The 13,841-nt window shown below is 54.6% G+C and carries 14 protein-coding genes; 11 read left to right on the forward strand and 3 right to left on the reverse strand.

The genetic code is table 11. The features are described 5' to 3' along the window. The first annotated feature begins 295 nt into the window (after positions 1-295). From ACMV5H_RS15010 to rsxC, 4 genes are all read left to right on the forward strand, one after another. Positions 296-736 carry a DUF2569 domain-containing protein gene (locus ACMV5H_RS15010; RefSeq protein WP_021178055.1) on the forward strand — a complete coding sequence of 147 codons (441 nt, stop codon included), beginning with the start codon at positions 296-298 and terminating at the stop codon, positions 734-736. Between the two features lie 144 nt (positions 737-880). Beyond that, positions 881-1,462 carry an electron transport complex subunit RsxA gene (rsxA, locus tag ACMV5H_RS15015; RefSeq protein ID WP_414822044.1) on the forward strand — a complete coding sequence of 194 codons (582 nt, stop codon included), beginning with the start codon at positions 881-883 and terminating at the stop codon, positions 1,460-1,462. Further along, a complete protein-coding gene (rsxB, locus tag ACMV5H_RS15020; protein ID WP_021804523.1) occupies positions 1,462-2,037 on the forward strand; it encodes an electron transport complex subunit RsxB in 576 nt (191 codons plus the stop codon). The genes rsxA and rsxB overlap by 1 nt, the downstream gene beginning before the upstream one ends. After that, on the forward strand, positions 2,030-4,129 hold the full coding sequence (rsxC, locus tag ACMV5H_RS15025; protein WP_414822045.1) for an electron transport complex subunit RsxC: 2,100 nt from the start codon (positions 2,030-2,032) through the stop codon (positions 4,127-4,129). Before rsxB ends, rsxC begins: the two co-directional genes overlap by 8 nt. Positions 4,130-4,164: 35 nt before the next feature. Here the strand turns inward: rsxC and ACMV5H_RS15030 are convergent, their stop codons facing one another. Further along, a complete protein-coding gene (locus ACMV5H_RS15030) occupies positions 4,165-5,058 on the reverse strand; it encodes a helix-turn-helix domain-containing protein (protein ID WP_021804525.1) in 894 nt (297 codons plus the stop codon). Between the two features lie 295 nt (positions 5,059-5,353). Between ACMV5H_RS15030 and rsxD the strand changes: the two genes are divergently transcribed. The 6 genes from rsxD (at position 5,354) to ACMV5H_RS15060 (ending at position 10,963) form a co-directional block, all read left to right on the forward strand. Next, a complete protein-coding gene (rsxD, locus tag ACMV5H_RS15035) occupies positions 5,354-6,439 on the forward strand; it encodes an electron transport complex subunit RsxD (RefSeq protein WP_414822046.1) in 1,086 nt (361 codons plus the stop codon). Between the two features lie 9 nt (positions 6,440-6,448). After that, positions 6,449-7,078, forward strand: a complete 630-nt coding sequence (gene rsxG / locus ACMV5H_RS15040) for an electron transport complex subunit RsxG (RefSeq protein WP_021804527.1) — start codon at positions 6,449-6,451, stop codon at positions 7,076-7,078. Then, positions 7,075-7,776, forward strand: coding sequence for an electron transport complex subunit E (locus ACMV5H_RS15045; RefSeq protein ID WP_059200728.1), 702 nt, complete (start codon positions 7,075-7,077; stop codon positions 7,774-7,776). Before rsxG ends, ACMV5H_RS15045 begins: the two co-directional genes overlap by 4 nt. Further along, positions 7,773-8,414: an endonuclease III gene (nth, locus tag ACMV5H_RS15050; protein ID WP_414822047.1), complete on the forward strand. Its 642-nt coding sequence runs from the start codon at positions 7,773-7,775 to the stop codon at positions 8,412-8,414. Before ACMV5H_RS15045 ends, nth begins: the two co-directional genes overlap by 4 nt. Before the next feature lie 594 nt (positions 8,415-9,008). After that, the gene (gene dtpA, locus ACMV5H_RS15055) at positions 9,009-10,517 is read left to right on the forward strand and encodes a dipeptide/tripeptide permease DtpA (protein WP_414822048.1); all 1,509 of its coding nucleotides are present in this window, start codon (positions 9,009-9,011) and stop codon (positions 10,515-10,517) included. A 293-nt stretch (positions 10,518-10,810) separates the two neighbouring features. After that, a complete protein-coding gene (locus ACMV5H_RS15060) occupies positions 10,811-10,963 on the forward strand; it encodes a Hok/Gef family protein (RefSeq protein WP_059200725.1) in 153 nt (50 codons plus the stop codon). A gap of 93 nt (positions 10,964-11,056) precedes the next feature. Here the strand turns inward: ACMV5H_RS15060 and ACMV5H_RS15065 are convergent, their stop codons facing one another. Beyond that, the gene (locus tag ACMV5H_RS15065; RefSeq protein ID WP_059200724.1) at positions 11,057-11,620 is read right to left on the reverse strand and encodes a helix-turn-helix domain-containing protein; all 564 of its coding nucleotides are present in this window, start codon (positions 11,618-11,620) and stop codon (positions 11,057-11,059) included. A gap of 111 nt (positions 11,621-11,731) precedes the next feature. Here ACMV5H_RS15065 and ACMV5H_RS15070 point away from each other — a divergent pair, with 111 nt between their 5' ends. Beyond that, positions 11,732-12,916, forward strand: coding sequence for a benzoate/H(+) symporter BenE family transporter (locus tag ACMV5H_RS15070; RefSeq protein WP_414822049.1), 1,185 nt, complete (start codon positions 11,732-11,734; stop codon positions 12,914-12,916). A gap of 6 nt (positions 12,917-12,922) precedes the next feature. On the opposite strand, the gene ACMV5H_RS15075 is transcribed toward ACMV5H_RS15070, so the two are convergent. Further along, entirely contained in the window at positions 12,923-13,777 is an 855-nt protein-coding gene (locus tag ACMV5H_RS15075) for an aminoglycoside phosphotransferase family protein (protein ID WP_037374919.1), read from the reverse strand. Positions 13,778-13,841 lie beyond the last annotated feature (64 nt).

The raw sequence follows: 13,841 nt of genomic DNA on the forward strand, positions 1-13,841 counted from the left end.
CTGTTTTTGACCGCCGAGTCCGGCAAGATAGTACCGGACAACGTCAAGTTTGAACTGAAGTGAATACTTCATCAGAACTGTACCTCCAAATGTCAGATGTTTGTCCAACATTTGGGGTTCAGTTCACATGCAGCGCCCCTACAATGAGAACCGGCTGAGGTTTGTAAACCATGTCATGCCAGTCAGTGCAATCTGACTGGCATTTTGCCGTTGGTACCGCCTTCTCCTCGCGCATTGGCTCATATTTGAGTAAGCTATGCCGCTTACTTTGTTGGAATACCACTCAGGATCTCGTATGACCCAAGCTGAATACTCGCGCATTGGCGGTTGGTTGCTAGCCCCGATGGCCTATCTGATCGTTACCCTGCTCAGCGCCAGCCTGATGTTGGCCCTGTACGGTATGGCCATTTTTATGCCGGAATCACGCGAGTATCTGAGCACCAATGCTCAGGCTTTCTCCACGCAGTGGTATTTATCGGTGCTCACCACGCTGGTAATGTGGTGCTTTACCCTGTACCTGCTGTGGCTGTTCTGCCAGCGTTCACAACGTTTTCCAAAGCTGTTCCTGGTCTGGCTGCTGATCACCGTGCTATTGGCGATCAAGGCGTTCGCCTTTGCCCCCGTGCCCGATGAACTTGCCGTGCGTAGCCTGCTATGGCCGTTGGTGATGGCCGCCCTGCTGGTGCCCTATTTTAAGCGTTCCCAGCGCGTGAAAGGCACCTTCACCGAGAAGTAACCACGGCAAGGCACGATTTGATCGCCCTGCTGTGTAAATTTTCAACAAAACAGGCAAAAAAGCGCAATACCCTTGCGATTAGTATGTTGTCGTTACGCCGCCGATTACCGATAATAGGCGGCTTTTATTTTTTTAGGCATTGCAATGACCGAATACCTGCTCTTGTTTGTTGGCACCGTACTGGTGAACAACTTTGTCCTGGTGAAATTCCTGGGTCTGTGCCCCTTTATGGGCGTTTCCAAGAAACTGGAAAGTGCCATCGGCATGGGCATGGCGACCACATTCGTGATGACGCTGGCCTCGGTCTGCGCCTGGCTAATCAACAGCTTTATCCTGATCCCGTTGGATCTGGTTTATCTGCGCACGCTGTCCTTTATTCTGGTGATCGCCGTCGTGGTGCAATTCACCGAAATGGTGGTGCGTAAAACCAGCCCGTCGTTGTATCGCCTGCTGGGGATTTTCCTGCCGCTGATCACCACCAACTGCGCCGTGTTAGGCGTGGCGTTGCTCAACGTCAACCTTGGCTACAACTTCCTGCAGTCTGCGGTTTATGGCTTTAGTGCCGCCGCAGGCTTCTCATTGGTGATGGTGCTGTTTGCCGCCATCCGTGAACGCCTGGCGGTCGCCGATGTGCCCGCGCCGTTTCGCGGTTCCTCTATCGCCTTGATCACCGCTGGCCTGATGTCTCTGGCCTTTATGGGCTTTACCGGGCTGGTGAGATTCTAATGACTGCGTTGTGGATTGCGGTGGCGGCATTAAGCGCCTTGGGATTGCTGTTTGGCCTGGTGCTGGGTTTTGCCGCACGCCGCTTTGAAGTGGAAGAAGATCCGGTTGCCGAACAGATCGACGAAATTCTGCCGCAGAGCCAATGTGGCCAATGCGGTTATCCCGGCTGCCGCCCCTATGCCGAAGCGGTTGCCAATGGCGAGATGATCAACAAATGTGCCCCGGGTGGCGAGCAGGTGATGCTCAAGCTGGCCGAATTACTCAACGTCGAGCCACAACCGCTGGACGGCGGTGCCGCCGTGGCAGAGCCGGTGCGTAAGGTCGCCTTTATTGACGAAGCCAACTGCATCGGCTGCACCAAGTGCATTCAGGCCTGCCCGGTGGACGCCATCGTGGGTGCCACCCGCGCCATGCACACGGTCATTACCGATCTCTGTACCGGCTGTGATCTGTGTGTTGCGCCCTGCCCAACCGATTGTATTGAAATGAAACCGGTCGCCACCACGACCGCCAGCTGGAAGTGGGATATGCAAACCATTCCGGTGCAAGTGATCCCCGTGGAGCAACATGTTTAATCTGTTCGCCGCTTTGAAAAAAGATCGGATTTGGGATTTTGACGGTGGCATTCATCCACCCGAAATGAAGACCCAGTCCAGCGGTGTGCCACTGCGCGTGGCTCCCCTGCCCGACATTTTTATCGTCCCCTTGCTACAGCATCTGGGACCAGAAGGTGAGCTGTGCGTCAAAGCCGGTGACCACGTACTGAAAGGCCAACCACTGACCTTTGGCCGTGGCCGCACCTTGCCGGTACATGCACCAACCTCGGGCACCATCCGCGCCATTGAACCTCACGTTACCGCCCATCCTTCAGGGCTGGCGGAACTGTGCGTGATTATCGATCCAGACGGTGAAGATCGCTGGTGCGAACTGACGCCGGTCGCCGATTACCGCCAACTGGATGCGGCAGAGCTGATCCAACGTATTCATCAGGCCGGGATTGCCGGACTGGGGGGTGCGGGTTTCCCAACGGCCAGTAAGCTGCAAGGTGGCCGTGAAGAGGTGGAAACCCTGATCCTCAACGCTGCCGAATGCGAGCCCTATATCACCGCCGACGACCGGCTGATGCAGGAACAGGCCGCTCAAATTATCGAAGGCACCCAGATCCTGCGCCACCTGCTACAACCCAAAGTGACGCTGATCGGCATCGAAGATAACAAGCCGGAAGCCATCGCCGCTCTGAAAGCCGCTTTGCGCGGGCAGGATGGCATCGCCCTGCGGGTGATCCCCACCAAATATCCTTCCGGTGGTGCCAAGCAGTTAACCAAAATTCTGACGGGCAAAGAAGTGCCTCACGGCAAGCGTTCATCCACCATCGGCGTGCTGATGCAGAACGTGGGCACCGCCTTTGCTATCAAGCGGGCGATTGTCGATGGCGAGCCGTTGATTGAACGTGTCGTCACCTTAACCGGTGAGGCCATGAGCCGACCAGGCAACGTCTGGGCGCGCCTCGGCACGCCAGTGCAACACCTGCTGGCCTTTGGCGGCTATCAACCTCAATCCCAACAGATGGTGGTAATGGGCGGCCCGCTGATGGGCTTTACGTTGCCAACGTTAGATGTGCCGATCGTCAAAATCAGCAACTGCTTACTGGCCCCGACGGTTGACGAAATGGCCGTACAAGAACCAGAGCAGTCCTGTATCCGCTGTGGCCTGTGCGTTGATGCCTGCCCTGCCGGGCTGTTGCCGCAGCAGCTTTACTGGTTCAGCCGTGGCGAAGAGCACGAGAAGGCGCGTAAGCACAACCTGTTCGACTGTATCGAATGTGGTGCCTGTGCCTACGTCTGCCCCAGCAATATTCCGCTGGTGCAATATTATCGCCAAGAGAAGGCTGAGATTAACGCGTTGGATCAGGAAGCGGCACGTACCGCCGAAGCCAAGGCACGTTATGAAGCCAAGCTGGCCCGTTTAGAGCGTGAGAAGCTGGCGCGCGAAGAGCGTCATAAAAAGGCCGCGGTGAAACTGACCGACAACGATCAAGATGCCGTCCAGGCGGCTTTGGCTCGCGTGCGCAGCAAAAACAGTGAGGCTGCTGGCATTGCTATCAGTGGCCAGGAGCCGGATAACAGCGCTGCCATAGCTGCCCGCGAAGCGCGTAAGGCACAGGCCAGAGAGCGCAAGCTCGAGCGAGCAAGCGAAATGCCTGCGGCGACAGCGGTGCAAGAGGAAGACCCGCGTAAAGCGGTCGTGGCTGCGGCGTTGGCTCGAGTCAAAGCCAAGAAAGCGGCGCAGGCACAAGACGCAGAGAGCGTGGCGGAAACTGTAGCTTCAGAGGATCCTCGTAAGGCTGCAGTAGCGGCAGCATTAGCCCGCGTGAAGGCGAAAAAGGCGGCGCAGCAAGCCGAGCTTTCACCACCGCAAGTAGACGAGGAACCTATCCCTACGGCTGAGCCGGAGGATCCACGCAAGGCTGCCGTAGCTGCCGCGCTGGCCCGAGTCAAAGCCAAAAAAGCGGCGCAGCAAGCTGAGCGTTCTCAACCACTAGTTGACGAGGAACCTATCCCAACGGCTGAACCGGAGGATCCACGCAAGGCTGCCGTTGCCGCAGCATTGGCCCGAGTCAAAGCTAAAAAGGCCGCACAACAGCTAGCTACGGTAGATAAAGAGTAAGCGGTATGGGGGTCTTGCCGAACGTAAGGCCCCATTTAATCGATAGAAATCAGGTAGGTGTAATTGACATCGATCTGCCGCAGTTTGGCATCCTGATTCCACGCTTTAGCTTCGATTATCTCCATCTCAACACTTCCGCGTACTTCATTGCGCAGCCCTGGCATCACGTGCGAGATCAGGTAAGAGATAAATTTCACGCACTCTTTGGCCGTCCCCTGATGGGTAATCGCGATGTACTCGCGCGCTGGCAAGCGAATATCTTCAATCTTGTGGCCAGAAAGGATGTCCTTCTTGAATTCCGGCTCCACCGCCATGGTATGCGTGACTGAACACTCGCCTTCGCCACGCTCATTGGCAGAATGGATGCTGTAAACCTTGTGGCACTCCATATTCAGCCCTTTGAAGAAGTCATTAAAGATTTCCCCCTTCATGGCGATACAGGAAGAAATAGCCATCTCTTGGGCAGTATCAAATTCCATCTCACGCGTAAAACCGACCAGGTGCGTATCAGGTAACGTCAGCCGTTGTATCTCCGGATAAAAACCTGCCTCATACACGGCTTCGAAGTCGAAGCGCGGCATCAGGCTCTTCACGTCCCATTTTTCCATGGTACGGTAGCGGTTTGGCGTAATGCCAAAACGTTGCTTAAACATCCGGGTAAAGGTCTGCTGTGAATCAAAGCCCAACTCATCGGAGATATCGATAATCGTACGGTTGCTGATACGCAGCGCGACCGCCGCACGGGTAAGAATGCGTGAGCGAATATAGGTGGCGAGCTGGATACCGGTGATTCGCTTGAACTTGCGCTGCAGGTGCCACTTGGAGTAGCCGGAGATACGCGCAACTTCATCCAGATTTGGCCGAGTCTCCAGATGAATTTCGACCCATTCAATCAGTTCTTCAATAAATAAAATATCTTCATTAGTCATTATTAATTGTTCGCTACTTCAAAAATGCTCAGGATAGTAACCTACGTTAATTATATGAAAGTTGTTATTCCGTGCGCCAAGCAGTCCAAAAATAGCAGCTCGATCATCAGTATGACAACCCATACTGCACGTTTTACACCCAGCCTGGCTTTTTCTCACCGCAAAAGCTGAATATCCTTATGATTAGCACGTATTACCCGGCATATGATTGAGGTAGAATGCAGCGCTGTAATTTCCCCCGGTGCCCGCACCGTGAATGCACTGATTAACATGGCAAAGAAATGGTAGTTATTCTATGAAGTTCAGGCCGGTACAACAGGCAGCCCCCAAGGGCTTACACATCGCCAGCTCTCCGTTTACCCATAACCAGCAAAGCACCAGCCGCATCATGCTTTGGGTGATGCTGGCCTGCATTCCCGGCATGGCAGCACAGTTATGGTTCTTTGGCTATGGCAACCTTGTTCAGACCGCGCTGGCCATGGTGACCGCCCTCGGGTCCGAGGCCGCCATTCTTGCGCTACGTAAACAGCCAGTCAAGGCTCGGCTGGCAGATAATTCCGCCCTGCTCACTGCGCTGTTGCTGGGCATTAGCCTGCCACCTCTAGCTCCCTGGTGGATGATCGTTATCGGCACCTTTTTCGCCATTGTGATCGCCAAACAGCTATACGGCGGACTTGGGCAAAACCCTTTCAATCCGGCCATGGTGGGTTACGTGGTGCTGTTAATCTCCTTCCCGGTACAGATGACCAGTTGGTTACCGCCGGAAGAGCTGCGCGCAACCGCCCTGACCCTGCCAGATACCCTGCTAGCTATTTTCAGCGGCCACACTGCCCAGGGGGCCACTCTGCACGAATTGCAGATGGGCGTCGATGGCATCAGCCAGGCCACGCCATTAGACGGTTTTAAAACCGGCCTACGCAGCGGCCACTCGGTCGAGCAAGTGCTCCAGCAACCGCTGTTCGGTGGCACCCTGGCCGGTATCGGCTGGCAGTGGATTAACCTGGGCTTCCTGCTCGGCGGCCTGTTTATGCTGGGCCGTAAGCTGATCCACTGGCAAATCCCGTTCAGCATGTTGGCCGTCATTGCCTTGTGCTCAGGATTGGCCTGGACGTTGGATCCGGCCCATCAGGCTTCCCCGTTGATCCATCTGTTTTCCGGGGCCACTATGCTCGGGGCTTTCTTTATTGCCACCGACCCGGTCAGTGCCTCTACTACGCCCAAAGGTCGGCTGATATACGGCGGCCTGGTTGGCTTGCTGGTCTGGATGATCCGCGTGTATGGCGGTTATCCCGACGGGGTAGCCTTTGCCGTACTGCTGGCCAACATTACCGTACCGTTGATCGATCACTACACGCAGCCACGCGTGTATGGCCACCGTTGAGGAGTCATTATGCTTAATTCCATGAGAAAGCATGGCACCACACTGGCCGTGTTTGCCGCGGTCACCACCGGCCTGACCGCCGTGGTGTACCAGTTAACCAAAACCACCATTGCACATCAGGCGGCGTTGCAACAAAAAGCGTTGCTGGACCAGGTCGTCCCGCCGGAACATTATGACAATGATATGCAGAGCGAATGCCTGCTAGTCAGCGATCCGGCTTTAGGCAATGGCGCGCCGCACCATCTGTATCTGGCCCGCAAAAATGGTCAACTGGTGGCAGCCGCGTTGGAAACGACCGCGCCAGACGGTTATTCTGGGGCGATCCAACTGCTGGTCGGGGCCGATTTTAACGGCACGGTATTGGGAACCCGCGTGATAGAACATCACGAAACGCCTGGGCTGGGCGACAAAATCGAATTACGTATCACCGACTGGATCACCTTCTTCAGCGGTAAAAAGATCGACGGCCCGGATGATAAACGTTGGGCAGTGAAGAAAGACGGCGGCATGTTTGATCAGTTCACTGGGGCCACCATCACCCCGCGAGCGGTGGTCAACGCCGTGCGTCGTACAGCGTTGTTTATGGAGACGCTGCCGCCTAAACTGGATACTTTGCCTGCCTGCGGAGCCAGCGAATGAGTGAAGCCAAAGAGTTAATCGTACAGGGGTTGTGGAAAAACAACTCTGCGTTAGTGCAATTATTGGGGCTGTGTCCGCTGCTGGCGGTAACGTCAACTGCCACCAACGCCTTGGGGCTTGGACTGGCTACCACGCTGGTGCTGACCATTACCAACGGTTCCATCTCCGCCCTGCGCCGTTGGATCCCGAGCGAGGTCCGCATTCCGATTTATGTGATGATCATTGCCGCCGCAGTGAGTATCGTGCAGATGCTGATCAACGCCTACGCTTTCGGCCTGTATCAGTCGTTGGGGATTTTTATCCCGCTGATCGTCACCAACTGCATCGTGGTGGGCCGGGCTGAAGCAGTAGCGGCGCGAAAACCGGTAGGACTGGCATTGATCGACGGTATGGCTATCGGCCTTGGTGCCACCAGTGCCATGTTTGTGCTGGGCTCGCTACGCGAGCTGATTGGTAACGGTACGCTATTTGATGGCGCTGACCTGCTGCTGGGCAGTTGGGCCAAGGTGTTGCGCATTGAGATTGTCCATTTCGACACCCCTTTCCTGCTGGCCATGCTGCCACCAGGTGCCTTTATCGGTCTGGGCTTGATGCTGGCAACCAAATATCTGATTGATGAAAAAATGAAGGCGCGTAAAGCCAAGGCCTTGGCAGTTGAAGCTAACATGGAACAGGGACACGCAGAGAAAGCGCTATGAATAAAGAGAAACGCCTGGAGATCCTGACCCGCTTGCGGGATCACGACCCGCATCCGACCACCGAGCTGGTGTATACCACACCTTTTGAGCTGTTGATTTCCGTGCTGCTCTCCGCTCAGGCAACCGACGTCAGCGTTAACAAGGCCACGGCCAAGCTCTACCCGGTTGCCAACACGCCAGCGGCCTTGCTGGCGTTAGGGGTAGACGGCGTCAAAGAATACATCAAAACCATCGGCCTGTTTAACAGCAAAGCCGAGAACGTGATCAAAACCTGCCGTATTCTGTTGGAAAAGCATGACGGTGAAGTGCCGGAAGATCGCGCAGCACTCGAAGCCCTGCCCGGCGTGGGGCGTAAAACGGCCAATGTAGTGTTGAACACGGCCTTCGGTTGGCCGACCATTGCCGTTGATACCCATATCTTCCGCGTCTGTAACCGCACCCACTTCGCCCCAGGGAAAAACGTGGAGCAGGTAGAGGAAAAGCTGCTGAAAGTGGTTCCCGCCGAGTTTAAAGTCGACTGCCATCACTGGTTTATCCTGCATGGCCGCTATACCTGTATCGCCCGTAAACCGCGCTGCGGTTCATGCATTATCGAAGACCTGTGCGAGTTTAAAGAGAAGGTCTATCCGCTTGATTGAGAGTACCGGGCACGGCGATCCGTGTCCGCGACTCTTCCCTCCGGTTTTTTATCAAAAATGTGACGTCGGGCAGCATTAACCTTGGTGGAACCCTGGATTACCCTACAAACTCGCTGTTTCAGATATTTTCAACCGTAAAATTAGTCAAAAATTGTGGTTAACCTCACGTCTTGACGATCACATCTCATTTACAAACCTCACTACCGATCTGTCCATTTTCAGAAATTTTGCATAACCCAATTTATGCACAACAAACCAAGGCCTAATCAATCATGAGCATTGGTATGGACTGGATATGGCTTAAATAGCAGAAGATATAACTAAATTAATTCAGGATAGCTTTTAATCAAAACAAAAACTCGGCAAATTTAAAAATGGCAAACGTTAATACTGCATAACATTTGCAACATAGTTGCATAGCGTTGTCTATGTTATATGTAACAGAACATGTCAAAAAGCTTGCCACGTTGACAAAGATAGTGAACATTAACCGCCGGCATTCATCCTATAACAATGCAGAAGTGTGCAGCCCTGCATCACATTCTGCTATTTCCCGTCCTGACAATACGGGTAGTGAAAAAACCAGAGGTACCAGTGTCAACTGCAAACAACAATTCTTCGGACAACATTAGCCTTAACGCGTTTAAGCAACCTAAGGCCTTCTACCTGATCTTCTCGATTGAACTCTGGGAACGTTTCGGCTACTACGGTCTGCAAGGCATCATGGCAGTCTATCTGGTCAAGATGCTTGGCCTGAGTGAAGCCGACTCGATTACGCTGTTCTCCTCATTCAGTGCGCTGGTGTACGGTTTCGTGGCCATTGGTGGCTGGCTGGGGGATAAAGTTCTCGGCTCCAAGCGTGTGATCGTCTTGGGGGCCATCGTGCTGGCCGCCGGTTACGCCATGGTGGCCTATTCTGGTCATGATATCTTCTGGGTTTATCTGGGGATGGCCACCATCGCCGTGGGTAGCGGTCTGTTTAAAGCCAACCCTTCTTCCCTGCTGTCTACCTGCTATGAGAAAGACGATCCGCGTTTGGACGGTGCATTTACCATGTACTATATGTCCGTCAACATCGGTTCATTCTTCTCCATGCTGGCAACCCCGTGGCTTGCGGCCAAATATGGCTGGAGCGTCGCCTTCTCACTGAGCGTGGTGGGGATGTTGATCACCCTGGTCAACTTTATGATGTGCCACGGCTGGGTTAAGCAATACGGTTCAAAACCTGACTTTAAGCCCCTGCAGGTCAAAAAACTGCTGATGGTGATCGTTGGTGTGGTAGCACTGATCGCGGTTTCCAGCTGGTTGCTGCACAACCAGATTATCGCGCGCTGGGCACTGGCTATCATCTCTGTGGGTATCGTCATCGTGTTCGCCAAGGAAACCTTCGCCTTGCACGGCGCAGCACGTCGTAAAATGATCGTGGCCTTCCTGCTGATGCTCGAAGCGGTGGTGTTCTTCGTGTTGTACAGCCAGATGCCAACCTCACTGAACTTCTTTGCTATCCACAACGTTGAGCACAATATTCTGGGGATCGCGTTTGAACCGGAGCAGTATCAGGCACTGAACCCGTTCTGGATCATGATGGCCAGCCCTATTCTCGCTGCGCTGTATAACAAGATGGGCGATCGTCTGCCGATGCCGCACAAGTTTGCCTTCGGCATGATCCTGTGCTCCGGGGCGTTCCTGGTGCTGCCGTGGGGCGCAAGCTTCGCCAACGACCAGGGCATCGTGTCCGTTAACTGGCTAATCTTGAGCTATGCGCTGCAGAGTATCGGTGAGCTGATGATCTCTGGTCTGGGCCTGGCTATGGTGGCTCAGTTGGTGCCACAGCGCCTGATGGGCTTTATCATGGGCTCCTGGTTCCTGACCACCGCCGCCGCCGCGCTGATCGCCGGTAAGGTCGCGGGTCTGACCGCCGTCCCAAGCGACATTAACGATGCGCATGCTTCTTTGGCTATCTATAGCCACGTGTTTATGCAGATTGGTATCGCCACGGCGGTGATCGCCGTGCTGATGATGCTGACCGCACCGAAGCTGTACCGCATGACGCTGGATACCGCAGAAGATACGGCAGCAAAAGCGAAAGCTGCAGTTCTCTAATCTCTGCTGTAACCTGACCTCAAAAACGCCGGAGCCTAGCTTCGGCGTTTTTTTATGGTGCACAGAAAAATTGCGAAACGCTTCGCTATCTGAACAATCGAGTGCATTCAACAGCATGGGTATTAAGTAGACTGCAGGTGAGTGCTCTGGATCTTTCCGTCTGGAGCATTTGGTAAAGGATGGAAAGAGAAAAGCCCCGGACCGATTTACATCAATCCGAGGCCGATCTCACTCCTAAGCAAGGTGAGGTTAGCCTCTTAAAATCCCAAAATCAAGGGACAAGGAGGTTAAGAATGCCGCAAAAACTGCTGGTTTTATGCCTGATCGTTATCTGTGTGACGCTGATCGCATTCACCTGGATAACACGTGATTCGCTGTGTGAGTTACGTGTCAGGCAAGGAACAACGGAAATTGCCGCCATTCTGTCTTGCCTGAAACAGCGGTAAGGCGATCCCACGGATGGGGTGCGCCCCGTCCGTAACTTTCTGGGAGACGTTCCGTGAGCACCCTTTTTTGCACGTCAAAATTCACGGCTACGATTAAATCCGTGGGTAATGGATCAAGTCGTGAATGCGTACCGGCTCTACGCTGGCATTATGATACGCATGTGGGCAATCCGCCTGGAAACGCATGGCTTCGCCGCTGGCAAGGCTGTACCACTCGCCATTAATCGCCAGTTCCAGTTGGCCACTAATGACAATGACATGTTCAATCACGCCCGGCTCATGAGCCGAGGATTCACTGAGCGCGCCAGGAGCCAAGTCGATCACAAACATATCAAAACCCAGTTGGCGGTCGAATGGGAACAGCGGCACCACACGCATGTCGGCATTGTCTTGATTGAAGATTGGCAACTCGCCATAACGATGCAGCATAGCCGCCGGTTGCAGCGGCGCCGTTTCCAGAAAGGCAGAGAAAGCCACGTTAAACCCGGTAGCAATTTTCCATAAGGTCGCCACCGTTGGGCTGGACTCACCCCGTTCGATCTGCCCCAGCATAGCCTTGCTGACGCCCGTATTTTCGGCAGCCTGATTAAGGCTCCAACCGCGTTGCGTACGTAATGACTTCAGCGTTTGCGCCAAATGGCTGGCAAGATCCTGCATAGCGGTTCTCCTGATAAACCTGCGGCGATTATAGCCCCTTGTGCGCTATAACGCACGATGCTATGCTCCGTCAATTCGTACGTTATAACGCACACTGACTCGGGAGCGGTTATGCGTCCTGCACTCTCATTACGTGATATCTCCTTTTCTGCCATCGTTGCCGGTTTTGTCGCCGTGCTGGTCGGCTATACCAGTTCTGCAGCGATTATCTTTCAGGCCGCTGCTGCCGCAGGGGCCAGCCCGATACAAATTGGCGGCTGGCTGAGCATGCTTGGTCTAGGTATGGGTATCACTTCGTTGGGGCTCTCGCTCTATTACCGTACGCCAATCCTCACCGCCTGGTCGACGCCTGGTGCCGCGTTACTGGTCATCAGCTTGCCTGGAACCCCGCTCAATGAGGCCATCGGGGTATTTATTTTTGCCAGCGGGCTGATCCTGCTGTGTGGTGTCACCGGCCTGTTTGCCAGGTTGATGAATCATATCCCGCAGGCCATATCGGCAGCGATGCTGGCCGGCATATTGCTCCGCTTCGGGTTAGATGCCTTTGCTTCCTTGCAGATCAATTTTTCACTCAGCGCCGGCATGTGCCTGGTGTATCTGTTCACCCGCCGCTATCTGCCGCGTTACGGGATCGTTCTGACGTTGCTGGCCGGGCTGATCATCGCGGCGTTACAGGGTAACATTCATTTCACCCAACAAACGCTGTCCTTCGCCAAGCCGGAATTTATCGCTCCGCACTTCACGCTGTCGACGTTGCTGGGCATAGGTATTCCTTTCTTTGTCGTGACGATGGCCTCGCAGAACGCGCCAGGCATCGCCACTCTCAAGGCCGGCGGATATGACGTTCCCACTTCCCCCTTAATTAGTTGGACTGCCCTGACGGCTCTGGTGCTGGCCCCCTTTGGCGGCTTCACGGTGTGTATTGCCGCCATCACCGCCGCCATCTGCATGGGGCCGGACGTACATCCCGATCCCAAGCGCCGTTATATGGCTGCCGTGGCCGCCGGCGGCTTTTATCTGTTAGCTGGGGTGTTCGGCGGTACCATTGGCATGCTGTTCAGCGCGCTGCCGGTAACCTTGATCCATACCATCGCCGGGCTGGCGTTATTAGGCACCATTGCCGGTAGTTTGCAACGCGCGCTCCAGGATGATAAACAGCGGGACGCTGCGGTGATCACTTTTCTGATCACCGCTTCCGGGCTGACGTTGTTAAACGTGGGGGCTGCCTTCTGGGGACTGATTGGCGGTGTACTGGCTTACGCTATTTTCTCATTACCACGGCGCAAAATGCCTTGAATCCCGCTATTGGCTCTCAACGATTGGCAGGATAAATCCGCTATCACCCTGCGGCAGCGCGATACCCAAGGCACGCGCTGCCAGTTCTGCCACACGAAAATCGATATCCGCTGGCTCACCATCTTCCAAAAACCAGGCCGCGGAAAGCCCCGCCCAGGCCAGGATCCACTGCAGCAGACGGTAACGTTCCAAACCAGCCAAGGAGCAAACCTGGTCAACGCGACGATGGAAGATATCGGGATCGGTGGCGACACCGTAATTGGGGTTGCAGAAGATATTGGCGTAATCAAATCCACGCTCGCCATACAGACGCTTGGGATCGATCACTAGCCAGCCGCGTTCGGCAAAATCCAGCACGTTGTCATGGTGAATATCCCCATGCAACACCCCTTGATCCCTTGGGCTGGTCAACAGTTCTGCCGCAGCGGTAGCACTCAGACGCAACATACCACCATGAGCCTGTGCTGCTGGCCATAAGGCGTTAAACCATTGATGCAAGGGGATCAGTTCGGGATAAGGCTCATCTCGCGGCGCATGCAATTGGGCAATGACCTGGCACAGAATAGCGGTTGCCCGTTGGTCTTCACCGTTGCGTACCAGTTGTGCCAATGACAAAGGCCCCATGGCCCTTTCCAGCAAAATGCCGTCATCATGCCAGGCCAGCACCCGCGCAGCACCTTCTCCACGCCACCAGCACATCAGCAGGCCGCCAAATTTTTCTTCCTGTTCGCGGGCAATTTTCAACATTGCGGGCATCATTTGATAGCGTACCGGCATCAACAGGCTGCTGTGGGTTTCAAACGCTGGCCCGTCTGGCTCAAGTTGCCAACGTTGCAGATAAGGAATAAATGCCTGGTTGATCACCCTTATGCACCCTTATTGCATGAACGACTGCCTGGGATGATAGTATTACCAGGCAGCATCC

This window comes from Serratia sp. N21D137, assembly GCF_047530005.1.
Classification (GTDB): Bacteria; Pseudomonadota; Gammaproteobacteria; order Enterobacterales; family Enterobacteriaceae; genus Chania; species Chania fonticola_B.